The sequence below is a fragment of the Streptococcus sp. HMSC076C09 genome, assembly GCF_001837905.1.
In the GTDB taxonomy this organism is placed as follows: Bacteria; Bacillota; Bacilli; order Lactobacillales; family Streptococcaceae; genus Streptococcus; species Streptococcus parasanguinis_I.
Genome location: NZ_KV834640.1, coordinates 123,900 through 149,676 on the forward strand (window position 1 = coordinate 123,900; position 25,777 = coordinate 149,676).

The 25,777-nt window shown below is 43.4% G+C and carries 17 protein-coding genes; 1 reads left to right on the plus strand and 16 read right to left on the minus strand.

Annotated elements, in window-relative coordinates:
* Window positions 1–48: 48 nt before the first annotated feature.
* The 15 genes from HMPREF2704_RS04485 to HMPREF2704_RS04550 form a co-directional block, all read right to left on the minus strand.
* On the minus strand, window positions 49–2,901 hold the full coding sequence (locus HMPREF2704_RS04485; RefSeq protein WP_061591298.1) for an AAA family ATPase: 2,853 nt from the start codon (window positions 2,899–2,901) through the stop codon (window positions 49–51).
* A gap of 172 nt (window positions 2,902–3,073) precedes the next feature.
* The gene (locus HMPREF2704_RS11155; protein ID WP_003004689.1) at window positions 3,074–3,223 is read right to left on the minus strand and encodes a hypothetical protein; all 150 of its coding nucleotides are present in this window, start codon (window positions 3,221–3,223) and stop codon (window positions 3,074–3,076) included.
* A 17-nt stretch (window positions 3,224–3,240) separates the two neighbouring features.
* On the minus strand, window positions 3,241–7,635 hold the full coding sequence (locus HMPREF2704_RS04490) for a PolC-type DNA polymerase III (protein ID WP_070845799.1): 4,395 nt from the start codon (window positions 7,633–7,635) through the stop codon (window positions 3,241–3,243).
* Window positions 7,636–7,830: 195 nt separating this feature from the next.
* Window positions 7,831–8,235, minus strand: coding sequence for a DUF3592 domain-containing protein (locus HMPREF2704_RS04495; RefSeq protein WP_024054640.1), 405 nt, complete (start codon window positions 8,233–8,235; stop codon window positions 7,831–7,833).
* A 141-nt stretch (window positions 8,236–8,376) separates the two neighbouring features.
* Window positions 8,377–8,931 carry a hypothetical protein gene (locus tag HMPREF2704_RS04500; RefSeq protein WP_024054639.1) on the minus strand — a complete coding sequence of 185 codons (555 nt, stop codon included), beginning with the start codon at window positions 8,929–8,931 and terminating at the stop codon, window positions 8,377–8,379.
* 272 nt (window positions 8,932–9,203) lie between these two features.
* Window positions 9,204–9,593, minus strand: a complete 390-nt coding sequence (locus tag HMPREF2704_RS04505) for a hypothetical protein (protein ID WP_024054637.1) — start codon at window positions 9,591–9,593, stop codon at window positions 9,204–9,206.
* Between the two features lie 21 nt (window positions 9,594–9,614).
* Window positions 9,615–10,547 carry a hypothetical protein gene (locus HMPREF2704_RS04510; RefSeq protein ID WP_024054636.1) on the minus strand — a complete coding sequence of 311 codons (933 nt, stop codon included), beginning with the start codon at window positions 10,545–10,547 and terminating at the stop codon, window positions 9,615–9,617.
* A gap of 2 nt (window positions 10,548–10,549) precedes the next feature.
* The gene (locus tag HMPREF2704_RS04515; RefSeq protein ID WP_049523158.1) at window positions 10,550–12,610 is read right to left on the minus strand and encodes a hypothetical protein; all 2,061 of its coding nucleotides are present in this window, start codon (window positions 12,608–12,610) and stop codon (window positions 10,550–10,552) included.
* 7 nt (window positions 12,611–12,617) lie between these two features.
* Window positions 12,618–12,986 carry a hypothetical protein gene (locus HMPREF2704_RS04520; protein ID WP_024054634.1) on the minus strand — a complete coding sequence of 123 codons (369 nt, stop codon included), beginning with the start codon at window positions 12,984–12,986 and terminating at the stop codon, window positions 12,618–12,620.
* Window positions 12,987–13,002: 16 nt separating this feature from the next.
* Window positions 13,003–17,403, minus strand: a complete 4,401-nt coding sequence (gene essC / locus HMPREF2704_RS04525) for a type VII secretion protein EssC (RefSeq protein WP_070845801.1) — start codon at window positions 17,401–17,403, stop codon at window positions 13,003–13,005.
* A 3-nt stretch (window positions 17,404–17,406) separates the two neighbouring features.
* A complete protein-coding gene (gene essB / locus HMPREF2704_RS04530) occupies window positions 17,407–18,696 on the minus strand; it encodes a type VII secretion protein EssB (RefSeq protein WP_049514928.1) in 1,290 nt (429 codons plus the stop codon).
* Between the two features lies 1 nt (window position 18,697).
* Entirely contained in the window at window positions 18,698–18,940 is a 243-nt protein-coding gene (locus HMPREF2704_RS04535; RefSeq protein WP_003013697.1) for an EsaB/YukD family protein, read from the minus strand.
* Window positions 18,941–19,396 (minus strand): type VII secretion protein EssA, encoded by a 456-nt coding sequence (gene essA, locus HMPREF2704_RS04540; protein ID WP_024054630.1) that lies wholly within the window; start codon window positions 19,394–19,396, stop codon window positions 18,941–18,943.
* Complete coding sequence (gene esaA / locus HMPREF2704_RS04545) at window positions 19,393–22,416, minus strand: type VII secretion protein EsaA (protein WP_070845804.1); 3,024 nt, start codon at window positions 22,414–22,416, stop codon at window positions 19,393–19,395. The genes essA and esaA overlap by 4 nt, the downstream gene beginning before the upstream one ends.
* Window positions 22,417–22,547: 131 nt before the next feature.
* Entirely contained in the window at window positions 22,548–22,835 is a 288-nt protein-coding gene (locus tag HMPREF2704_RS04550) for a WXG100 family type VII secretion target (protein ID WP_003016069.1), read from the minus strand.
* A gap of 477 nt (window positions 22,836–23,312) precedes the next feature.
* Here HMPREF2704_RS04550 and HMPREF2704_RS04555 point away from each other — a divergent pair, with 477 nt between their 5' ends.
* Window positions 23,313–23,864, plus strand: coding sequence for a hypothetical protein (locus HMPREF2704_RS04555; RefSeq protein ID WP_070845806.1), 552 nt, complete (start codon window positions 23,313–23,315; stop codon window positions 23,862–23,864).
* A gap of 54 nt (window positions 23,865–23,918) precedes the next feature.
* Here HMPREF2704_RS04555 and HMPREF2704_RS04560 read toward each other — a convergent pair whose 3' ends face one another.
* The gene (locus HMPREF2704_RS04560; protein ID WP_070845807.1) at window positions 23,919–25,769 is read right to left on the minus strand and encodes a proline--tRNA ligase; all 1,851 of its coding nucleotides are present in this window, start codon (window positions 25,767–25,769) and stop codon (window positions 23,919–23,921) included.
* Window positions 25,770–25,777 lie beyond the last annotated feature (8 nt).

The window sequence follows — 25,777 nt, forward strand, 5'->3', positions numbered from 1 at the left end:
GAGAGGCTAGGACTTTTGTCCCAGCCTCTTTTTTCTTGTTCCTTCAGCTTAAGGAAGAACATAGCCTTGATCATCCACGGTATGGGGTTGCTCTGAACTGCTATTCTCTCTCAAAGCTTCCAAATCTTGATCCAAAATGGAATTGTAGTCTGTACTACCTTCACGGGTTACCCGAGTTGATACTTGGCGCAAGAGTTTTTCATTGAGATTGCGGACCCAGCGACCATTACTATGGTCATTGGCACGCATATAATTCCCTTTCACAATCTCTCCATAAAGGGCTTCATTGACCTGGTAACCTTGCTTACGCAATCCTAACAAACCGATCTCCACGATCTCATCTGGGCTGTAGTCTTCAAAATCAAATGTAGTTGGGATCCGGCTTTGTAGACCTGAATTGACCTGCAAGAAGTCGTGCATCTCTTTCGTGTAACCAGCAAAGATAATGACGATATCGCGGCGGTGATCCTCCATAAATTTGAGGACTTCGTCCAAGGCTTCCTTCCCAAAATCGTCATTTAAACCGGTATAAAGCGTATAGGCCTCATCGATAAAGAGGACTCCACCCAGTGCACTTTCTAGGACTTCGCGCGTCTTCAAGGCTGTTTGACCTTGGTAGCCTCCAACCAGATTGCTCCGGGATACTTCGATAAACTTCTTCTGCTTGATAACCCCCTTTTGGAAGAGGATATTACCCAAAATGCGGGCCACAGTCGTTTTCCCTGTACCGGGGTTTCCAAGAAAGAGAGAGTGCAAGGTCGTATCTTCAACGATGCCACCTTGTTCAGCCCGTTTTTGGTTGAACTCAGCCATGGCCACGAATTGTTCAACTTGCTCTTTCACCTTAGCAATTCCAACCAAACGGTTGAGGGCAGCCATCCCATCTTCTTCCTTGTCGGCTCCTGCTTGATACTTACCTTGGTTAAGAACAGCATCAATATCGCTATTGAGGATGGTCTCAATATCGTCAGAACCTTGGGCCACCACCCGATCTGCCATGGTCTTGGTCAATTGCTCATCCAGGTTACGGATCCAGCGACCATTGCTCTTATCTAGCGAGCCATCATAAGCCCGTTTAACATGCCGCGCATAGTAATCCCGGTCTTCGAGTTTGTAGTCTCCTTTGCTCAGGATCATTTCACCTAGTTGGACAATCTCATCTCCTGTGAAATCTTCAAAGATGAAATTATTTGGTACCCGAGAACGAAGGCCTGGATTGGTCTTTAAGAACTCCTCCATTTCCTTGGTATAGCCGGCAAAGATAATCATGATGTCGTCACGATTGTCCTCCATAAATTTGAGGATGGTATTGATCGCCTCGATCCCAAAGTCCGCACCGCTGTCCTTTTTATCCAAGCTATAGGCTTCATCAATAAAGAGAATGCCTCCTCGCGCTTTTTCAAGCAGGGCTTGGGTCTGTTCAGCCGTTCCTCCAATATTCGAAGAAATCAGATCGGACTCCGTTGCTTCCACGAAACGGAATTCTTCCCCTGAGAGGACACCCGCATCAAAGAGCACTTGTCCCAACAGACGGGCCACAGTGGTTTTCCCTGTACCAGGATTTCCCATAAAGGCAGCATGCAAGGTTTGCTTTTCAGGTGCCTTGCCACTGGCGATTCGTTTCTTGTTAAATTCCACCATGTTGATCATTTTCTTGATCTCATGTTTGACTTTTTCAAGACCAATCAGGCTATTGAGTTCTTGAAGAGCATCTTGTTTCTTCTCTGGTCCAGAGTCTCTTGCGGTGGTTGGAGCCACCGTTGCATCCGTCGCCTGTCCCGTAGGAACGACTTGCGCATTTCCCTTCGCCACTTCTCTGCCAACAAGATAATCACAGTCATCCTCGATTTCCTTGGTCAGATCACGCGCATCCCCTTGCTTATAGGTCATGGTGCCCACCTTCGCAAAGGCTCCACCTTGAAGCCGTATATTAGGATCCGCAATCTTATGACAAATCATATGCTCAGCCATCAGCACACCATCATCAAAAACGCCAAATGAAATGGTTTCGGCATTCTCATTCAAGAAGGTTGTTTCTCCAGTCAGGGAAGCAAAGGACTCTTCATAGACGCATAAAAATTCTGTAAATGTAGCCTGGTGAGCTCGGATCATACTATTGAATGAATTGATGGAGGTTATACGATCCGAATCCGAATTGAATTGAACATTATTATCAAGACAGACCCCAGTACCGGTAGGTAGCTCAATTTTACAGTTTTCAGACTCCCAGATGACATTCCTCAACCAAACTGGTGGAAAATCCTTTTCCAGATCCCCGCCTGTAATCGTTGAATTTTTTGCAATCACTTCTGAGTCCTTGGCATGGATCGTATTATTCCCAAATTTTTCAATATGGACATTTTCTAAGGTCAATTTAGATCCTTCTGACAGATCAATCTTAGAAAAGATCGTTGAATTGCGAATAGACAATTCTGATGCTGACATTCCGATGGCACTTTGGTGTTTTTCCGGAACCTTCATCCCGACTCCTTCCAGTGTCAACTTCGAATGCGTATCCATATAGATAAAAAATTCATTATTTGTTGGAGTGGTTGCTTCAAAATAGACCTGTTTACAGGTGATATCTGAGCTATTCCATAAGAGCAAGGTAGTATAATTCCCACCAACTTTAAACCACAGATCTTCAAATGTCACCTGAGCTCCCTCTACAAATCGGAAGGAAGCCTCAATCGTGTTGTTAAACATGCGCCCATTGCCATTTGGATTTGGGACCACATGCCCCACAAAATGAAGGTTCTTGTCGATCTCGATCACTTTATTTGTCGGCCATTGAAAGACATACCCATTTTCAAACTCGATGGTATCCCCATCCTGCGCTTTTTCAATCGCATCCATAAAGTTCCAACTATTGTTGTAAGGCCCTACTAAATATCTTGCCACGCGCTTCTCCTCTATTTCCTCTTTTTGGAAGAACATCCATTGTTTTTCTATTTCCTTGTCATAAACAATCGTTACTAAAAATTGTAACACAATCCCGTGCCAAAGAAAACACTTATCAGATCTGAAAGGACTGAAAAACCTCTATTTTCAAAAGGAAAATAGAGGCTGTCAGTTAATCTTTCAAGGCTGAAAATAAGCCGGCTAGAGCAATTGCTCCTGAGAGCATGGCAGTGGAAAGGAGCAGCACATTGTCTGCCACTTCTAGCTTGTACTCAAAGACTTTTTCAGCTGGTTTGTCTTCTGCAAAAATTTCTAACTTCATGTTCTCCTCCTTTGTTTCTAGAACAAATCATCAAAGAGGCTCAACTGGTTATCCTCCGGCATATTGCCAAGAATACCCATCTCATCCATCTTTTCAACCAGGGTAGACGAAACACCGCCACGCTTCCGGAGCTCGGTCTTAGAAAGGAATTCTCCTTCTTCACGCGCCCGCACGATTTGCTTGGCAACGTTCTCACCCAGACCATCCATAGCGACAAATGGTGGAATCAGGGTATCCCCATCAATCAAGAATTCTGTCGCCTGACTGCGATAGAGGTCTAGCTTGCCAAACTTGAAGCCCCGCTCCCACATCTCATTGACAATCTCAAGGGTGGTGTAGAGATCGATCTCTACGTTGGAAGCTTCGTTGTTCTTACGTTTCTCAGCAATTTCCTTCATCCGCGCTTTCACGGCCTCAAGGCCTGCCCCCATGGTTTTGATGTCAAAAGCCTTGGCCCGAATCGAGAAGTAAGCACAGTAGTAATAAAGTGGATGATGCACCTTAAAGTAGGCCACACGAAGGGCCATCATAACATAGGCCGCCGCATGGGCTTTAGGGAACATGTACTTGATCTTCCCACAGGACTCGATGTACCATTCAGGAACATTGTTTTCCTTCATGGCTTGGATGTAGCCATTGCGCTCTTCTTCTGAGATCTTGAGCCACATGCCTTTCCGCACGCGCTCCATGATGGTAAAGGCCATCTTAGGCTTGAGACCCGCGTGCATGAGGTAAACCATGATGTCGTCCCGACACCCGATAACGGTCGATAGATCGGCAATGCCCGCCTTGATCAAGTCTTGGGCATTTCCCAACCACACGTCGGTACCGTGAGACAGACCAGAGAGCTGAAGTAACTCTGCGAAGGTCGTCGGATGGGTCTCTTCGACCATGCCCCGAACAAAGTTGGTCCCAAACTCTGGAATCCCCAACATCCCTGTCGGCGTTCCAATCTGCTCGGCTGTCACCCCTAGCACTTCTGTCCCAGAAAAGAGGGCCATAACCCCTGGATCATCCATAGGGATATCATTTGGATCAATGCCTGACAAGTCTTGGAGCTTCCGAATCATGGTCGGATCATCATGTCCCAGGACATCGAGCTTGAGGACGTTCTCATCGATATCGTGGAAGTTAAAGTGAGTGGTCTGCCATTCAGCGGTCACATCGTCTGCCGGATACTGGACCGGAGTAAAGTCATAGACATCCATATAGTTTGGAATAACAACGATTCCCCCTGGATGCTGACCGGTCGTCCGTTTGACCCCAGCTGCACCAAGAGCCAAGCGCTCGACCTCGGCATCCCGGTAGTACTTGCCATAGTCCCGCTCATAACCCTTGACAAAACCGTAGGCAGTCTTAGCTGCGACCGTACCTACCGTTCCTGCCCGGAAGGCATATTCTTCCCCAAAGATATCGCGGACATCCAAGTGGGCACTCGGCTGGTCTTCCCCGGAGAAGTTCAAATCGATATCGGGTACCTTGTCCCCATCGAAACCGAGGAAGGTTTCAAAAGGAATATCCTGCCCGTTTTTGCTGAGCTTGTGGTCACAGTTTGGACAATCCTTGTCCGGCATATCAAAACCAGATCCATAAGAACCGTCTGTGATGAATTCACTGTACTGGCACTGACTGCAGACATAGTGAGGCGAAAGCGGATTGACCTCGGTAATCCCAATCATGGTCGCCACAAAGCTGGACCCAACGGATCCACGCGACCCAACCAGGTAGCCCCGCTCATTGGAACGATGCACCAGCATTTGCGATGCCAGATAAATCACGGCAAAGCCATTCCCCAAGATAGAAGTTAATTCCTTTTCAATCCGCAGATCGACAATATCAGGAAGTGGATTACCATAGATTTCAAAGGCTCGCTTATAGGTCAATTCCGCAACTGTTTCTTCGGCCTTGTCGATAAATGGCGTATAGAGGTCCCCCTTGACCACTTCGACCGGCTCAAAGGTCTCTGCGAGCGCATTGGTGTTTTCAATGACAATCTTGCGTGCCAAGTCTTCTCCCAAAAAGGCGAATTCATCCAGCATTTCATTGGTGGTTCTGAAATGCGCTTTTGGCAGTGGCGCTGGCTGGGCATCTTCTCCGTGCCCAATGGTCCGGTTGATCATAGCCCCTTGACCGAGACTACGGACAATGATCTCCCGATAGATCTCATCTTCCGGTTCCAGATAGTGGACATTACCTGTCGCGAGAACAGGCTTGCCGAGACGATCCCCCACTTCGATCAAACTCTTGATAATGGTCTGGAGCTCGTCCATGTCCTTGACCTGCTCCTTGGCAATGAGAGGTGCGTAGATAGCCGGTGGCATAACCTCGATAAAGTCATAGTACTTAGCCACTTCGACTGCCGCATCCACACCTTGCGACATGACCGCATCAAAGACTTCCCCTTCTGAGCAGGCCGATCCAAGGATCAAGCCCTCGCGGTGGGCGTCCAGCACGGTCTTGGGAATCCGTGGAACTCCTTCGAAATACTTGGTCCCAGACAGCGAGACCAGTTTAAACATGTTCTTAAGGCCGGTCTGGTTCTTGACATAGAGAGTCGCATGCTTGACCCGGGCCTTCTTATAAGAATTCTCATCGATCAAATCGATATTCAGATCCTTGAGATTGGTCACCCCATGCTTTTCAGCGACATCTTTGATGAAGATAAAGAGCAGGCGCCCCGTTGCTTCCGCATCGTAGTTGGCCATGTGGTGGTGCTCCAAGCCTACTCCAAAGCGCTTGGTCAAGGGTCCCAAGCCATGCCGTTTAAAATCTGGATAGAGGTTGCGGGCAAATTCCAGCGTATCGATGACTGGCTGGGTGATCTTTGGTAAGCCATGACGCTCGTAGTTGGCATTCATGAAGCCCACGTCAAAGGTAGCATTGTGGGCGACAAGAACCGTTCCCTCACAGAAGGCCTGAAACTCCTTCAAGACCTGCACCAAGGGCTTGGCTCCACGGACGTGCTCGTTGGTGATCCCAGTCAATTGGGTCGTAAAGGCCGACAGAGGATGGCCCGGATCGATAAATTCGTCAAACTCCTCAATGACATTGCCCTTGTACATCTTAGAAGCGGCAACCTGGATCAAGTCATTGTAAATGGCTGAAAGTCCCGTCGTTTCCACGTCAAAGACCACATAGGTCGCTTCATTGAGATCCAGATCCACCTCGTTATAGGTGATCGGCACCTTGTCCTCTACAATATTGGCTTCCATCCCATAGATCAGCTGGATCCCAGCCTTCTTGGCTGCTTTAAAGCCATGTGGGAAGCTCTGCACATTGCCATGATCGGTAATGGCCACCGCCTTGTGGCCCCACTCAGCTGCCTTGGCAACCAGCTCTTCGACTTCCGGTAGGGCATCCATGGTCGACATGTTGGTATGGGCGTGGAATTCCACCCGGCGCTCACCTTCTGGCATCAGGTCCTTGCGGGTATAATGCACGACTTCCTGGATGTCTTGGACATTCATGGTCAAGTCGCGCGTGAAATTGTTCATTTCGATATTTCCCCGCACCCGTAGCCAGCTGTTCTTCTTGATCATGTCAAACTTCTGGGCTTCTTCCTCATTTTTGACCCATTTCTGAAGGGAAAAACTCGAGGTATAGTCGGTCATCTTAAAGCTGATCAAGACCCGACCGGTCCGTGTCACCTTGTGCTCCACGTCAAAGACCACACCCTCAAAGACAATCCGGTTCTCTTCCGTCGTGATCTCGATCATCGGAGTGATCTCGGCCTTGTCTAGCTTAGGTTTAGCCGCCGCCTTCTTAGCCTTGAAATCAAATACCGGCTTTTCTTCAACTGCTGGTGGCGGAGCCATCTGGGCCAAGGATTCCATAGCCCGCAAGGTCTCTTCATTGGCTGCTTGGAAGATCTTTTCATTTTCCTCCTCAAAGCGCGCCACTTCTTGCTCTGTCAACTCCTCATCAGACTCCACTCGACAGGTGAAATGCGGAAAACCAAAGGCTTCCAACTGCTTGGCAAGGTTAGGCAAATGGTTCTTACGAAAATGCTCCGTATCAACCGAAGAAGGCCCAGAGATGATCAATTCTTGCCCTTCCGCACGCACCTGCAAGTCTTGGTAAAGTCCCTTAAAGCCTTGACTAGCGCAAGGCCCATCTTCAAAGACCTCCTGGTAGTAGGCCTGCAATAAATCTGCAGAAAAATCCTGATTGGCCACTTGGATGGTAAAGGTCGCCTGGTTTCCTGTCTTTGAAAATTCATCCTTCAAGCGCTGGCGCAATTCCTTAAACAAAGCAATCGGCAAAACTTCCGCAAAGGCAAAGCGGAACTCCCAAACCCGACTAACCTTGTGCACCACGACTTCTTGAATCTCCGCATGCAAAAAGGCACTGGAAGATCGCATCTCCAGCGGCATATCCAGCTGATCCATTAAAATTTCAAAGGTGTTGGACATTGTTTCTCCCTTGATCTTGATTCTTTTGCTCGCTTTTGAGCGGCCCGACTCTATGCAAAAACAGACCATTCAAAAACATTCGTAACCCTTATTTTATCACAATTTAAGGATTAATTCGAGGGAGAAGTGAAGACGAAAAAACCACCGATAGGACGGTGATTTCTCTTCATCATTTATTCAGTTAGGGCTGATCCATTATTTATACTTCATCCCCATAGTGATGGCCACAACTGCTAAAATAGGCAATAAAATTAACCTCCAGATTCCAATCCATATCTGCCGTTTAAAAAGCCTGTCTAATCCACTATAGCGTTCAACGTAGGATTCTTTTGGACAGGCTGGATTATACCAGACCGTCATCTTCGATCCCAGTGGAAAAGCATCTTGAAAAAGATTGCCCTTTGAGACTGTAGAATTGGTGTAGATGGTTATCCTTTGTGCCATCAAATCGATATCGCTAGCCGCTTGATTCGTTTTCCAAGGAAGTGTTGCCCGCACCACCCGATAATATTTTAGACTATTACGATAGGTCTGACCATCCACTCTATATTCTACAATTGGAGCCACCACAATTTGTGCCCGCTTATAGCCAACTACCACTCCCTCAACGCTCTTTGACGAGAGGGTCTTAATCCTAACTTCTCTTCAAAAATGTCCAAAAAAGAGTACGGTAAACAAGGGAAATCCAATAACAGCCACAGCAATGACTAGAAGTATTCTGATATCAGGCATCCCCATTACCTACTTCATCATAATGTCTGTGATACTCAGACTCATTTTCGTTTCATCTGTTATACTTTCGACAATTGATTGTTGCTCCTTAGTCAAAGGAAGCAAAAAGATCGTTGCCGATTGAGTCGGTAATTTGCCATTTTCAGAAATCCTATACTCAACTAACTGGTTTTGATATATAGATTGTCCATCGTAACTCCAATTTAGCTTAAATTCTGCATCATGATCAATATTCGTTGCCGTTTTGTTGACCAACATAAATACTACATATTCTTGTTGGTTCAAAGTATAGGTACTACCTGTATAATACAAAGTAATCTCACCTTGCTTGCCAGCTTCCGGATGCTCTTTAACTAACTTCTTCCCTAGTTCGATCAAGTCAGATGTTTTTCCTTCATACTGAGGTGCCACTACAAATTTCAACCCCTGTTCCTCTTTAGCAGACGAGGAGGCTTTTGTAGTTTGCTCAGTTTTCTTTGCAGTCGCCTCCTTGACCTCTTTTTTCGGCTGAGCACAAGCTGTTAATACAAACACACTCGCCAGTAATACCATCATCTTTTTCATGGATCATTTCCCTTCTTTTATAATTGAGTTAGATTCAAAAACATTTTCTACTATCATACCGGAAATTAGTTTGAAGAGCAAGTTCGTCACTAGGTGGAGAGAGCTGAGGGGATGAAAAAAGAGAGAACCTGTGTACTGACACCAAAAGTTTGATTTTTTCTGTCTAACTTTTTGATCGCAGTTCATATTTGGTTCTCCCAATTTATAAACGACTTCCTCATTAAAATAAAATCAGCTATAAACAATAAATTTTCCCAAATACAATAAGACACTTATGGATATTGAACTTTTTTCTTAGATTTTGTTGTTTCTTGTTTTTTCTCTGCATTTTGACGTTTTTCTTCTTCTGACTGCATTTGCTTGGTCGACTTCCCATTTGAAAATGATTCACTTATATTATTTTTAATCGCTTCAGCTAAATCGCCATCCACTCTATCAAAAGCATCCGCTATTGAATTTAAATACTGATCAAGATTTTCCACAGTATCACTCAAATCAGTAATCATTTGTTTAATGGAGCTTGTTGCTGCTGATAATTTTTCTGTTGCATCTGATTCTATCAAGTCAGAGGACTTATCTGATAAATGTTCATCCGCAACCTTAAAACTTGCTTTAACTCCTTTTATATGTTCTGAGCTAATTCGTTTAGTACCTGTTCCCATTTTATCTCCTTTCTTATTTAACTATTGAATCCTTGTATCTTGTAAAATGTCACTACCTTCTGGTATAAGAGGAGATAAATGATTTAAAATTTCTTTTGGACTTCGATCGCTATTAAAAGTTGGATAATAAGCGCTATTATTTTCTTTTAAAATTTTGTAAGCCTTCGGATATTCTTTCTGAATTGGTAGATCTTTACTTTGTTCAAATAATTCTTTTTTGATGTTTACAGTATTATAGTTTAAATCAAGACCATAATGTAATAATTCATCTCCTGGTAAAGAATCCCCTTGGTAATTTTCATTGATTGAAGAATATAATCCCTCTAATTTTTTGCTTTCCTTCTGATAATCAATGAATTTACCCGTTTCCAAATCTAAATAATATGGTTTAATTTCTGTCTTAGAGACCGGAATACCATTTACCTTTTTTTCTGTACTCTTTTGAATATTGACAGACAACACTTCCTTTCCGCTAGGTAGTGTATTTAAAGATGGACCAACTGTACTTAATCCCCAGCCTTCACCTTTTTCTCGAAGCCATTTTAATACATCAACCTCTTTCTTTTTTAAAGTTTGATCTTTTGTATCATAGATTAATAAACGATAGGTACTTCCACCTTTTTTGCGCGACATCGTTTTAAAATTCTCTCTAATGATAAAACGTTTACCTGCCATGATAACATCATTGTTATGATATTCAACTTTACTTTGTGGATCGTTCTTAAGGTGCTTACGAATTTGTTTATCTTCTTCCGGATCTTTACTAACCCACTTTGCTACGATACCCTTATCTCCTAGAAATTCATAATCACCAATTTCGTAGTCACCACTATAAGTGTACACATTATTGTAATAATCTTCTTTTTCTTGTTTATCTTGGTAGTATTTATAGACAAAAAATCCTAAAATTGCGACAAAAATCGTTGAAAGTATTGCAAACTTTTTAAAAGTCATACTTATCTCTCCTTGTATTCAAATTTCTCATCTAGGTATAAAATATACCTTTCTACGCCTCTGTTTCCCGTACTTTCATTCTGCGGAATGATAGCATTTAAAGCATTTGTAAGTTTATCTATTTCCTCTTGCTTCATATCTGTTATTTTTTTATCAGATACTCCCATAAGATAGTTCTTGGTATCATTATCAACTTTAACTTCGTTCTTTTTAATTTGGTTTTCTATCCACTGTTCCGGAGTTAAACCATTGCGAGTAGCTTCTGGAATTTTTTCTTCTACATAGCCTTTCATACCTCTATCGTCCATTTCTTCCGCTCGAAGAGTTGCATTAAAGTCATAGTAAACAGAAGAGTCTGTATAAGTATCTTTATTCGATTTGAGATACCAAGTCCCTTTTTTCAAATACTCACCTATGCTTTTTTGTTGATTACTTAATTCCTCTTTTGACAGTTTCTCTATCTTACTACTAAACTCAAAATGGTCTTTAGCAATGTTACCAATAACCTTCAGTGCATTCTTCCCGTATTTATTTGGAATATAATCACTAAGTGATTTAATACCATCCGATTTCTCCTTGTCATCTCCAGCAAACGATCCTAAAAGCTCCATGACTGTTCCAGAACCAGGAATAAGACTATTTAATAAGCCTTGCCCAATAGCTTTACCCATTTCTTTCTGAAATTCTTCCAACGCTTCTTTTCGAGCTTTCTTAAGTTTAGATGCCCTTTCTTGATTATAGATCAAATTTGCACCTGCTCCAGCCATTGTACTACTATTATAATTTTCCGTTGTTGTAGTGGCAGTCATAATTTGATCTACTTTGACCATTCCCAAAACATTTTTATGTATTACATGTTTAAAATCTGTTTTTACAGAGAAAGAAATTCCATCACTTGTTATTTGTATGTCTTTCATTTGTTTGTTGGTCATTTTAGTTTCTGGCTCAGTGTATTCACCATAATTTAATCTTTCTATATCTTCTCCGATACCAATTAAATTAATAGACTGCATCAAACCAATGAAATCATTCACGTTATTTAATCGATTCTGATCTCTACCAATTTTAGAATCATTCGGATTTTCTGAATGGTTCTTTTTCATATTTCCAATTAGAAACCAAGCTTCTCTATCACCGGCTTCTATCATTGAAGTTGTAAACTGAGATACAGTGTCAATCGACTCACTCCCCATCGCATCTACTAGATGATTTAATTTTTTTACTGCTAGTTTATCTCCATTTTTCCCACGCACTATCCAATCCGTAACTTCTGCGGAAAGTACATTATATGTACCACCACTAATCCCCTCAGGTCGTTGCTTCATTATTTTTCCAGGAGATTCACTAAGGATATCTTTTACTACTGTTGCATCAACATCGCTTGACATAGAATCAAGATAATACATTTTATCCTTCGTTAAAATTTTATGGCTAATACTATCCAAAATAAAATCTGCAGGCATCCTTAAAATCGACTTTGCATGATTGACTTCTATTTGAAGCAGATTTATTGTCTTCGTTATTTCATCCAACCCCTGTACAAATGTTTTGTGTGCTCCTTCGATCGCATCATGTGTATTTGATCTATTCGTAGACTCAGTTAATAATTCTTGCTGTGCTGTTGTTTGGATAGGGGTCAAATTTATACTATCAATTTCTAATAATCTTGTGGCAGTATCCAACGCAGGTTGCAATTTAGACTTGACATCTTCAACAGCAGTTGACTGATCACCTGTCAAAGTCTGTGTTACAGTATTTTTCCCGCTTTCTGAAGTCCAAGCTTTGACATCAAATCCAGCATCCTTAATAGTTGAACTAAACGTGATATTGAGTGTAGAATATTTTTCTAACTCTTCAGGTACTTTATGAAAAACTTTTTCTTGTAAAATGTTTAATTTTTTGTAAAAAGCTTCTAACGCATCTAATTCTGAATTATTTTTTTTAATAGAAAACTTTCTTTCTGTATCACTAACAGCAACTGAATATGATTTTGAAAATTCTGAAATAGACTTTCCAAAATCATCTATACCAGGTAAATTATGTATCTTGATAATGTCACTCATAAAACTATCACTCCTTCGCCATATCTATAAGTATAGATAATGTATTCATTGACGTTCTACATGCAGCAGCCTCAAAGCCAAGAAATAATATTTTAGCATTGAGTTCCCCTGCAATATCTTCTTTATATTTTGAAAATTTCTCCGAAGCTATCTTTACAGTTGTTTGTTCTGCTTCTGTTTCATTTTTATATGCTGTTCCAGCCAAATTATAATTATTTTTTATATTTTCATGATTTTTAAGAATATAATCTACTGTAGTTGAAACATTATTTAAATTCTTTAAAGCTTCTGATAACTCAGCGATTTTTGCATTTAATGCATTACTCTTAGCACTAATTTCATTATACTGTTGGATTAATTCAGATTTATTTCCCATTACATCTCCTATAATATTACGATATCAAAACCTTGATTATTCTTAGTTGATTATCAACTACATAATAATGTAATTGTTTTTCTAACACTCCTTCTCTTAGTGGCTTATTGACTGCATTCAACATAGTTTGATCATTAAATCTAATTGCTAAGAAAGCTTGTTTATATGCTCTTACTTGTTTCGAAGCTGAATCAATATTGCGACTTATAGAAGCCGAAGTCATAACAACAACACCGTATCCAACCTTCAAACCTTTTTCCAATAAGTACGTCAAGTAGTCAATACCATTTTGTGTTAACTCCTGCAGTAGATCAATCATATTATATATAATAATAGTAGCATCATGAGAAAACAACTGTTTCTCCAATCTCTCATCAATACGCTTATTCATATCTTTAAGAGATTCTAGAACTTCCTCAGCCGATGAAAAGACAAATAAATTATCTGCATTTGGTAGTTTATGATACTTCGGCGCCAACACAATCACCTTCTGCTTGCTACGAGCAATTTGTTTGACGAATTGAGTCATCTGCTCTTCTTTGTCTGTCAGATAGAGAAGGTTGCCTTTCTTGAGATCCCATGTCACCGGCTCAACCGTCTCCAGATCCAATCCGAGTGGTACCTTTCCTTCATTCAGTAAAGCTGCTACATCCTCACGTCCATAGAAGGCTGCTTCTGTCAACTCATCTGGCACCATTGGGATGCCTGCTGGAGTGCGGCCTGTCCACATCTCTTTGAGACTTTGGACTTGGTCGCGGAGGTTGTTGATGATTTGGATATCATTGTCCCCTGCGACTGGTAGGGCAAACTGGACGACATCGACTTCGTCACGTTTCATGAGCGCTCGTCCCTTGATGTCTTCCATCGTAGACGCCAGTGGGGTTGCTCCCACGATACCGCGGACTTCAGAGATATCATTTTGCGGCAAGGTCAGCTGGTGTTTGAAGTTGGAATAGAGCTGAGCCCGTAGGTTGTTCTGACGGCTAGCTGTGATGATCAAGTGCACACCGATGCTGAGACCTTCACGAGAAATCCGCATGAAGAGCTTAAAGAGGTCTGTCTCATAAGGCTCGTCCTTCATAGACTCATAGCTATCCATGAGGATGACCATGGTTGGCTCTTGCTTACCGGTCACTTCACGGTAGAGAGCGATGGTGCCGACACCATGCTCAGAGAGGAGCTTCTTACGACGATCCAACTCGCGGTTGATGATCCGGATGAATTTCTGGATTTTCTCCGTCTGATCGAGTAGGAGACTATCTGCCACATGTGGCAATTGCGTCAAGGGCGCTAGACCATTGGTTCCAAAATCAAGCAGGTACATGGTCAGATTTTCTGGGCTCTGCTTGCGAGCTAGATCCATTGCGACTGTCTGAAGGAAAGTGGTCTTTCCTGTACCTGGACTTCCGTAAAGGAGGATATTCCCATCTTTTGACAGATCGATAGCGACTGCTTCTTGCTTTTGCGCCTGCGGGATATCGGCGACCCCAATCAGGACGCTTGGAGCTGTCCGTTTTTGCCAAGCCTCGATCGGCACGACCTTGTCCAACTCATCCAGCGTGATCCGCTCTTTGAGGGGTGGCAACCATGGTTGGGCCACAGCTGCGATGCCTTCTTGTTGGTGCAAGTGGTTGATTTCTTGCACGATGACATCTAGTTCTGTTGGAACTTCCTTGATTTCTTCTGCCATATCCAGACCAGATAGGTCTTGATTGAGGACTTCGTATTGGCCCAGTTCATTGATCAAGTAGATGGTATGGTCTTCGATCCCTAGCTGGTCCTTCTCAGGCTGGTAGTCTGCTCCTGACCAAGCGGTTTGGAAGAGTTCATAGACTTCGTTATTCCCGACTTGGAGGTAGGCACGACCGGTCTGCGTGATCTCAGCCGCATCTGCTGTCCGCAGCATCTCCATAGAGTCGCCACGGTCTGCTACCTTGAGGGCCAGCTTGAAGCGGGAGTTGGACCAGATCTGGTCATCCACGACCCCAGAAGGTTTTTGCGTCGCAAGGATCAAGTGCACCCCGAGGGAACGCCCGACACGCGCGATAGAGACCAACTCCTTGATGAAGTCTGGTTGGTTGACCTTGAGTTCGGCGAACTCATCACTGATCAAGAAGAGGTGAGGTAGCGGTTCTGTCGCTTCACCCAGTTTAAATTTCTTTTGGTATTGGTTGATATGGTTGACCCCATATTGACCAAAGAGGCGTTCTCGACGATGGATCTCCGCATTGATAGAGGCCAAGGCCCGCATAGACTGGGCACCATCCAAGTTGGTGATGGTCCCAAGCAAGTGAGGCAGATCCTTGAAGAGGTTGGCCATTCCCCCACCCTTGTAGTCGATGAGGAGGAAAGCCACATCATGTGGGTGGAAGTTGACAGCAAGGCTCAGGATATAAGACTGAATGGTTTCAGACTTACCAGATCCTGTCGTCCCTGCGATCAAGCCGTGTGGTCCATGAGCTTTTTCATGAAGATTGAGGTAAACCAAATCGTCCTTCCCGCGCAGACCGATCGGCACGGCCAAACTTTGGTAAGGGGCATGGCTCTCCCAACGACTCAAAACCTTGAGGTCATTGAACGTTTCCGCCTGGTACATTTCAAGGAAGGTCACCGAGTCCGGAATTGAGCTCTTGAGCTGTTGGATATGCTTGAGAGGCGCAAGGCCACGCGAGATGGCTTCCTTGTCATAACCTTCAGGGAAGTGATCCAATTGAAAGTCGAGCTCCCGAAGGACCCCTTCTTGCAAGAGCAATTGCCCTTGGTTGCGGTCCTTGATGGAGATAACCGTTTGGATATTTTCAGAAAGAGATGAGAGCACGTCTGCCACATAGATGATGGAGCAGCCCAGCTCTGTCGGATCCTCACGGAAGAACTCCATGATGACATGGTCCAAAATCAAGGTTTCATCGGTGATGAGGACCACATAGTGAGGATGGAAGATCTTGGTATCATTGGCTTTTTCTTCCTCTTTTTGCGCCTTGCGGAGCTTGAGGATTTGGTTGAGACTGTTCAAGACCTGATCGCGTGTCCGCTGATTGTAGACAAAGCTACGGACATTCATGTCTTGCAGAGTTGCATGAGGCAACCAGCGCATCCAATCCCAGCTTTCTTTTTCCTCTTCTGGAATGATCGGAATAATGGTCAGATCATGGTAGGAATGAAAGACAGCCAATTGGGCAACGAGGAGTTGCAACTGTTCTAGCACGATGGGACGAGGGCCAACGTACCCTACTGGTCCCCGATTAAGGCTGGCTACAATCGGAAGATTGTCGATTTTTTGATGAGCTTGGAAAAGGGCATAGCCTTCTTCTTCCAAGGCATCTTTCTTCCCACTGCGCTCTTCCTGACCATATTTGAGCTCATAGCTGGTTGGAACCTTGCCCAATCCCAAACGATAGGCCAAAAAGTCAAAATGAAGCGGTGTTTTTTCGTAGATCCGCGAATCATAGCGTTTGACCATCTTTGTCAAGTCTTCGATGGCTGGGAAATGGTAAAACATGCCTTCTCGTTGCTTCCGAGAGAGCTGTTCCAAGTCCTTGGCCTTGTCCTTGAGATAGAGATGGTAGAGCTCCACGCGCTCTTTCTTATCTTCTTTGTATTTCTTACGATTCTTGAAAAATCCTTGTACCGAAAAGATCACACTGACCACAGACATGGATACCGTCGCGATGATATACAGCCCTCGCGGTTGGAAAATGGTGATCAAGAGGGTCACCCCAACCATGATGAGAGGAGGCATAATTAACTTCAAGAGTTCATCGGATGGTTTTTGAGGCTCCGCACCCGGAGGATTGATCAGGATTTTGTCTTCCGAACTCCGATAGATGATCCGCGGAGACCGGTGGTACTCTGGATAGTCCTTGTAGAAGTCATAGCGCGAATGCAAGCGCGGCACCAGATAAGGACTTACTTCAACAGTTCCTTCCACGCCAAATTCTTCTGGATAGAGCTTAAAGGTCACATCTCCAATCGCCAGCTCATCTCCAAAAGCCATTGGAACAGTCGCTTCAGTGACGAGTTTGTGGTTATGGTAGAGTTTCCCTGATAGGAGCTGACAAGTCCAGGTCTGGTCTTTTTTCACAAGGAGAAAGCGCACTGGATAATGCACGCGCACATCCGCACCCTCTTCATCTGCTACGAGGATCTCTTCCTTGTCTAGCAGCTCATAGGTATGGACTTCTCCTGTCGCCAAGTAACAGACCACATCCCCAAGGATCTTGCTATTTTCTAGCACGCCCTTGTCTTCCCCATATTGGTAGAAGACTTCTCCTTGACTCCATTGGAAATGAAGGGGATGTTCTTGCGAAGAAATGGTCAACTGAGCCGTTTCTTGATTCGATACGGTCGCTGTTTTCCCCTCTTCTAGTGCTAGCTCATAGCGAAAGCCTTTTTTATAGAGTATGATACGTTTTTTCATAGACTACTCCTTGTGTTCGCTAGACTCAGTTGAGCTTGCTGTTGTAGAAGACGAGCTTTCTGTAGAGGAGCCTTCTGTAGACGAAGCCGTTGTTGAGCTGCTAGTGGAAGATTTGGTTTCATCTGTCTCTGCTTCCAAGAGTTTAGAGCGGGCATCCCAGTATTTCTTGTATTCGCCCTCTAGCTCAGAGAGTTTCTTCTCGCGCTGTTCACCAGAGAGTTTTTCGCTATCACGTGTCGCCTTGATTTCTTTGCGAAGGGCATAGATGATCAAGTCTGAATCGTCGATCCGCTTGGCTGTATCCAGCGCTTGGGTAAAGTCATGACGGCCGATATAGATCCAGTAGTGGAGATAGAGACTGTCTGATTTGAGCGTGACGTTGTTGAGGATGACCTTCTTTTGGTCCTCTGAGAAATTCAAGCCTTGCAAGTAAGACGTCGCCAACTCGTATTTCTGTGTCGTTGGAAGACTGCTTGGAGCCACTCCCTCCAACTCATCGATCACACCGGTGTAGTCTACTTTAAGAAAAGCAGTATCCGCTTGAAGCAACTTTTCTTTAAAGGGGGCTTGGAAAAAGACCAAATAAATCAAGGGCAAGAGTAAGAGGGCCACTACAGCGGAAAGCCATACGGTTGCCAACTTAAAGATTCGGTGTTGACGACTTGAAACCAAGGTCAAGGTCTTTTCTTCCTCTTCCTTGCGTTCTTGGTAGGCTTTCTCTAAGAGAGCTTTCATCTCTTCTAAGCTAGCAGCATCACGGATTTCTACCAAGAAATCAGGCAGATCTTCTAATTCAAGTGTGCCTTGATAGAGCTCCATGAAATCCCAGTCCCCAAAAAGAGTGACCGCATAGCACTTGGCCTGCCGCAAGAATTCAACCTGATCCCACTTGCGTGGCACCATCATTCCCGGCACCCCGCGATAAGCGATCTTAACTTGCGCATCCTTGGTCACAAACAAATTGATAGGATGCAACATAAAGGTCACCGGAAGCTCCAAGGCTGGCGCCAAATCCAAGACATTGATAGCTAGACGCAGACGGTCTGAAACCGGTAATGCCTGGATTTCTTCTGCAGTCAAGCCTAGCGCGTCTGTCTGATAGGTCAGATGAATCTGGTCTTGATCCGCTGTCATGCTTTGCTCTAAAAACAAGGGATGATGGAGATCCAAAATCCATAAATTGCGTAAATCCTGGCTATCCACTTCTGAACGCTTAAGGTCCAGCCGCCAGCTCGTTTCTTCTTTTTCAAAACGGAAGACTTGTTCTTCCAGTGTAAATTGTTCTTCTTTCACCTTACCACTCCTCAATCTCGATCAGATCACCACTCGTGATCGGATACTCCTGTACCACCTTGCCTTCATCCAGCAAGATGCCTTTATTTACCACGCGCAACTGATACTTGCTTCTAGGCTCCATGGCAGACCCAAAGATCTGATCCAATTCCCGAATCAAGCGTCGCACCTCCATCCGCGTTGGGATTCGGAGGTCATGGCTTGCACCATTCATACGGAAGGTGACATTGATATGTTGGTCCATTTAGGCCTCTTTTCTATAGATTCGATAGGAAATATAGCCAGCAATCCCAAAGAGAAGAGCACTCCAAGCCAGCATTTGCAAAGCTGGAATAAAATCCGACAAGCTGGCCGAATTGTCCTCCACATTGGACTCGAATTTAGATAATTTTTGATTTTCAGGCTGGAACAGGTCCGCTTCAGGCCCCGTTTTTTTCTTTCCCTTTATAGCAGAAAACAACTGGCCGTCTGAATCGGTCAATTGTTTCTCTTGCTTGCGTTTTTCATCTGCTAATTTTTTCTGATCCTTCTCATTGAAAAGAGACTCAGTCGCATCCAATTGGCCCCCAAGTGTCTTTTCCTGCTCTGTCTCAAGACGTGAGTTGTTGACCTGCAGACGATTATCAATAAAATCATCTGCAGAAACAACAACCGCTGGCAAGAGACTTAAGACAAAGAGAAGATACATCATTTTTTTCATAAGCTTGATTCAATTTCCTTTGTTTGAGTAAACTTCTTTGGAATGAAGATATTGGCAACCGCCAAAAGTCCGAAGAAGACCAACAATCCGAAGAAGACGCCGATACCGGCTGTTTGTCCATCAAAGTAACCCGCAAACTGTCCTTCTAAAATAGAAAGGAGGTTGACATTTTTCACCAGTGCTGGAAGGCCTGACAAGGTCGCGGTCGTTCCGATCGCGCTTGATAGGTAGACATAGCTGATCAACATGAAGAAGGCCAGTCCCATTCCAATCACACGGAAGTGTTTCAAGAGAAGGTATTGTAGTTGTACCAAGACAAAGCTTGCTAGAACCGCTAAGAATACCCATGAAGGTACATATTCACGACCAACAGAGAGTTGAATACTTGAAATCATTCCGATCACCAGTCCAAGGATGAGAGAAAGTCCCACAAGGACACCGACAGACAAGAGATCTGATTCTTGCAAACGATCCAATTTGAAACGATCCTTAACCTTACGGATGATTGGCTGAGTCGCAAAGAGATAAGCTGTAAAGAGACTCAAGACTTCCAACATAAAGATCCAGATAAATGGACGGTAGACGTTGATAGTCGCTTTCACAGAAGAAGATTTCTCTGCAACTGGATTTGACAAGAAGTCGAGCAAGACTTCATTCGGCACTCCGTTTTCATAGGCATTGTTGAAGACCTTACGGAAGGCTTCGACGAAGTTCCCATTTTCAGACAATTCCTTGTCGAATTCACCCATCAAGCTCTCTGCATTGCTAGACAATTTCTCTGTATTGCCTTGGGCTTTAGCCAATTCTTTGTTCAATTGGCTAAAGATTTCATTGGTAGAGTTAGCAGCTTCTACATTGCTACGAGATGAGCTCTTAACGCCTTCTGTCGAGCTCAATAATGACGTGTATTCAGAACCAAGGGCTGACAAATCTGCATCGGTCTTGGTTTGAGCCTGTGTCACTGTTTCTTGCGCTTTTGATATCTCTTCTAAACGTTTTTGAAGATCAGCATATTGCGTCAATTGATCATTGATATTTTGGGTTAGATCTTTGTTAGTGTTTTCGATTGCTTGAAGATTGGCCTGCAATTGTGGTCCCAAGTCTTGCAACTGTTTAAGGGTACCATCTAACTGGGCTTTCACACTCTTCGTTGCATCCCCAGATTCATCCGTTTCAATACTCTTACGGTAGTCCTTCATGTTACTTGAAACAGCAGCCTTCACGATGTCGACCAAAGCGTTTGTCAAATCCATATCTTCGATTGGATCATAGAGTGAATGACGAACATGGTTGTCATCTTCTGGATAGTAGGCATCGATCAATGCTCCTGCGCGTTGATAATCCAAGGCGATTTCACTAGCTTTCGATGCATAGTTAGCGACAGCTGTTTTCAATTCATCTGCAGATACAGTCACACTGGTTGAAGAAACTCCATTCACAAGAACTTCAACATCAATCGCGCTTGGCATAGCTCCTCCATCTTCAACAAGGTGAATTTGAATTTGTTTGCCATCTTTCAGTTCAACTTCCTGCTCACCACTGCCTGCATAAGTCTGTCCATCATAGGTCCAAGTATCAACCTTGACTCCGGCAGGTACTTGAATGCTAACTTTTTGTTTTCCAGATTTAGCATTAAGGACATCCGCAACTGCCGTTGATTTGGCATCCACTTCTGCAGCCAATTTTTTTAAGTCATCGGCGTTCCCTTTTGGATGCGCCTTTGTTCCAGCAAAAGCACTATCAAAATTAATCGCTGCGTTGAGATTTCCATACTTATTCAAATTCAGACTAGCAGGATCTAAAGACGGAAGTTTTTCAATTGCTTGACGAATGTCATCATCCGCTTTATCTCGAGCCTTGCTGATAGTTTCGATTTTTGGCTTTCCAAGCAAGGTACGAAGAGTGACTTTGTCTCCTTCATTTAGACCATAGTAGTCAAGGATCTTCGCTTTTACAGAAGACTCGATGTTCTTTTCGTGCTCATCTAATTTGTCGCGTTCTGCCTTGATCCCTTTTTCAAGGTCTGCCACACGATCATTCACATCTTTTGTCAAGCCTGCATAGGTCTTGGTACCTGAAGCATCTCCTGCTGTTTCAGTTGGTTGACTCAATTGTTTGGTAATTGCTTCTTGGTTTTGTTGTAGATTCTTATACAACTCTTGGGTCTTTTCACTGACAACAGACTGGTTCATAGACATCAGCTGGTTCATGAACTCTTCATGGCTGATCTTATCCTCAGAGCGTTGCTTGATCAATGTGTCGAAGTTTTGACCGTACTGATCCTGAGATTGGGTCAATTGATCAAAAGCCTGTGTATAAGACTCAAGGACTGTCTTCAAGGCATTGTTCGACTCGACAGATGACGTAGACAAGCTATAGAGACTTGGGAAGATATTCTTGGAATCCAAGGCCGAATCCAGCAAGTTGCTTCGGTAAGAACCAATGTTGGTGGATTGAATTTTGTTACTTGTTTCCACGTTCTTTTGAGCTGTATAAAGGTTGCTCAAAATGCTGACCATATACATATCAACCAACTGGCTATTCAAGTCTGAAACGATATCTTTAGCGACTTTATTGGCCTCGTTCTCAACCTGAGAATTCCCAGCCGCATTGACCTTATACGTCACCGTTGTCTTCTCTGCATTAACCGCGTTCACTTCCAAGACCTTCTCTGAGAAATCACTTGGAATAACGATCATCAACTGGTACTTGCCATCTGCAAGCCCTGACTCAGCAGCTCCACGAGGGAGTACAGACCAGTTTTGCGAATTATCCCGTTCGATATTCTTTACATAGCTAGCCCCAAGGTTATATTCTTTATCATTCAGCTTGACCGCCTTGTCTTCATTGACAACCGCAATGTTGAGCTTAGTGTTTTCCGTTGTTTGCACGGTCTTGGCTTCGTTTTGCTTTTGGTCCTTTTGAACCGTCGTATAAAGACCCACGACAGATCCCATCAAAAGGAGCACAACCGCACTCTGACCGATGTATTTTAACCATTTTTTATTTTTAACTTCCATACCTTTTCCTTTTTCTAATTCATAGATACAAAATAGGGGTTAGGAATTAAGAATCTAACCCCTATTTTCTATATATCAAAAGACAAAAGGGTGATCTACCTACAAGAAGTAAGATCACCTCCAAGACTATCTTAGTGGATTTGTGCAGCGATATCTTGGTCAGTTTGTTCAACGATATCAGCAACTTTGATCAATTGACCGTTGATGTCTTCCAACAATTGAGCGAATTGTTTGATTTTTGGAGACAATTCGTTGAATTGTGCTTCAAAGCTATCAAATGCAGATCCATCCCAGTTTGCGTCGATGACTTGTTGTTCATGAGTCAAAGTAGTAAGGATTTGATCGATTTCTTGAGAACCTTGTGCATAACGTTGTGCTGAAGCACGTAGGTCTTCTGGAGTTAATTTAATTTGAGCCATATGTTTCTCCTTTTGGGCTGATACCCTTATATTTTTTTCATAAACAATACATTTTAGTACGAATTAGTAAAATGCCAGATAACTGTATATTTTACCTTTTTCTCCCTGTTTGTATTATTTACTTAAAAATATCTTAATGAAATATTGCCAGAATGTCAAGTTTAGAGGACTAACTGATAAAACATTGTAACTTTGTTACAATTGTGTAACATTTTGTCATAAAACTGTAATATATTTCCCGAATTCCTTGCCCCAGTAGTCTCCAACTAGTATTATTTCTGGAAAGAAAAGAAGACACTCTGTCCTTTTATTTTAACTCAACACATAGATAAAAGTTGTTGATTTTAGGTGTTTTTAAAAGCAAATTTCGATGACTTTTGTATATTTTTTCATTTTTAAAACTTTTATGGTATAATGAAACCTGTTCAAAACTTGTTTCATACAAGATCGAACACCATTAACCTATAAGGAGTATATATGAAAAAATTTCTACTTGTCTCTGTCTGTCTACTAGCTCTTACCGCTTGTAGCCAAGGCCAACAAGGCAAAGGGACTACTAACGCTTCTTCCAAGCAAGAGGCCACTCAAACCAAAAAGGAGCAAGTCCAAAACAAGACCTTTGTTAGTGACCTCGGCGATCACCACCAAAACAAAATTCAAATCGGCTACAAAAAAGATGAAATTGTCTCTTTTACTTTTCTTAGTTTTGAACCCATTTCCTCAGATTTGCAAGACATGGATCTTTCCGAGTTAAAGGAAATCTACCAGGAAGAATTAGAACATAGCGATATCTATAAAAGCTTAAATGGCAAGCCTGGTCTTAGCTTCCGCATTCAAATTTTGAAAGATAAACAATCCTATGCCAAGGTCTTACAAGCTGACTTCTCAAAAATCAAGAAAGATGAGTTTGCTTCCATCTACGGGGATCAAGGGGAGGAAGAAAGAGCCGAGTTCAAGAAATACCTCAATGGCAAACCTCAAGATCTTTTTACCTATTTCAAAGATCAAGGCCTCAAAGAAGAAAAATAAAAAGAGCTTCCTGAGTTTCATCACCACACTGGTGAGAGCTCAGAAAGCTTTTTCTTATTTGTTCAAGATTGAAAGAGTTTCAAGGAGATTGTCCGCATGAACTTCAATGGTATCTCCTGTCGCTTTGATTTTCACTTCAACGATGCCTTCAGCTGCTTTCTTACCAACTGTTACGCGGATTGGAAGTCCAATCAAATCACTATCGCTGAATTTGACACCAGCGCGTTCATTTCGGTCATCCACCAAGACTTCGTAGCCTTTATTCACCAAAGCTTCTTCGATCCGATCGGTCAAAGCAAGGCTTGCTTCATCCTTGACATTGACTGGAATCAAATGCACATCAAATGGCGCCAATTCTTTAGGGAAGTTAATCCCCCAAGCGTAACGGTATTCCCCTTTTGGAGTCTTATTGACAAAGAGGCGTGCATGTTGCTCCATAACAGCTGAAAGAAGACGGCTGACACCGATTCCGTAGCAGCCCATGATGATCGGAACTGCACGACCGTTTTCGTCCAAGACATCTGCTCCCATGCTAGCGGAGTAGCGTGTACCGAGTTTGAAAATGTGACCGATTTCGATCCCACGTGCAAAGTTCAAGACCCCTTTCCCATCTGGTGAGATTTCGCCTTCACGAACTTCACGGATATCGACGTATTCTGCAGTAAAGTCACGTCCTGGGTTGACACCAGTCAAGTGGTAGCCTGTTTCATTGGCACCGACTACTGCATTACGGCTGTCTTGGACCTTGCGGTCTGCGATAATCTTAACATTTTCAGGAAGATCAACTGGACCGAGAGAGCCAAAATCAGCTCCTAATAATTGTTTCACTTCCACTTCGGTTGCAGGTTCAAAGAAGTCTGCGCCGAGGTGGTTTTTCAACTTCACTTCATTGAGCTGATCATTACCTACGAGAAGGGCAACAACAGGCTCACCATCTGCGATGTAAACCAAAGTCTTGATAGTAGCTTCTTCTGGAACATTCAAGAATGCAGCTACTTCATCAATCGATTTGACACCTGGTGTTTCCACGCGTTTCACTTCTTCTTCCGCTACAACACGGTTACTTGGCTTGTATTCGTTAGTAGCCATTTCCAAGTTGGCAGCATAGGTGGATTCACTTGAATAGGCAATGGTATCTTCACCAGAGACCATCCATTTGAGCAATTCTGCTTTGATTTCTTCTTGGACTTCTGCTGGGATCTCATCAAAGGAAGCCACTGATTTGTCTAAAACAACCCAACGATCCAAGTCTGTACGAGCAGGTGTAACAGCCATAAACTCTTGGCTATCTTTTCCGCCCATGGCACCACCATCACCGATGATGGCTTTGTAGTCGATGCCACTGCGTGTGAAGATCCGCTCATAAGCTGCCTTGTATTCATCATAAGTAACGTCCAAGCTATCGTAGTTAGCATGGAAGCTATAACCATCTTTCATGATGAACTCACGGGTCCGAAGAAGACCGTTCCGTGGGCGTTTTTCATCGCGGTATTTTGGTTGAATTTGGTAGAGATTCAACGGCAATTGTTTGTAAGATTTTACGGAGTCGCGCACAATAGCGGTAAAGGTTTCTTCGTGAGTTGGACCTAAGATAAAGTCAGAGCCTTCACGGTTTTTCAACTTATAGAGGTCTTCCCCGTAAGTTTCGTAACGACCAGATTCACGCCAGAGATCCGCACTCAAAAGGGCTGGAGCAAGCATTTCTACTGCTCCAATTTTTTCAAATTCTTGGCGCATGATGCCTTTTGCTTTTTCAATCACTCGATTAGCTAGTGGCAAATACGAATAGACACCAGCTGATACTTGGCGAACATAACCTGCACGCAACATCAAAGCATGGCTAATGACTTGAGCATCGCTTGGCATTTCGCGAAGCGTTGGAATCAACATTTTACTTTGTTTCATGGACAATA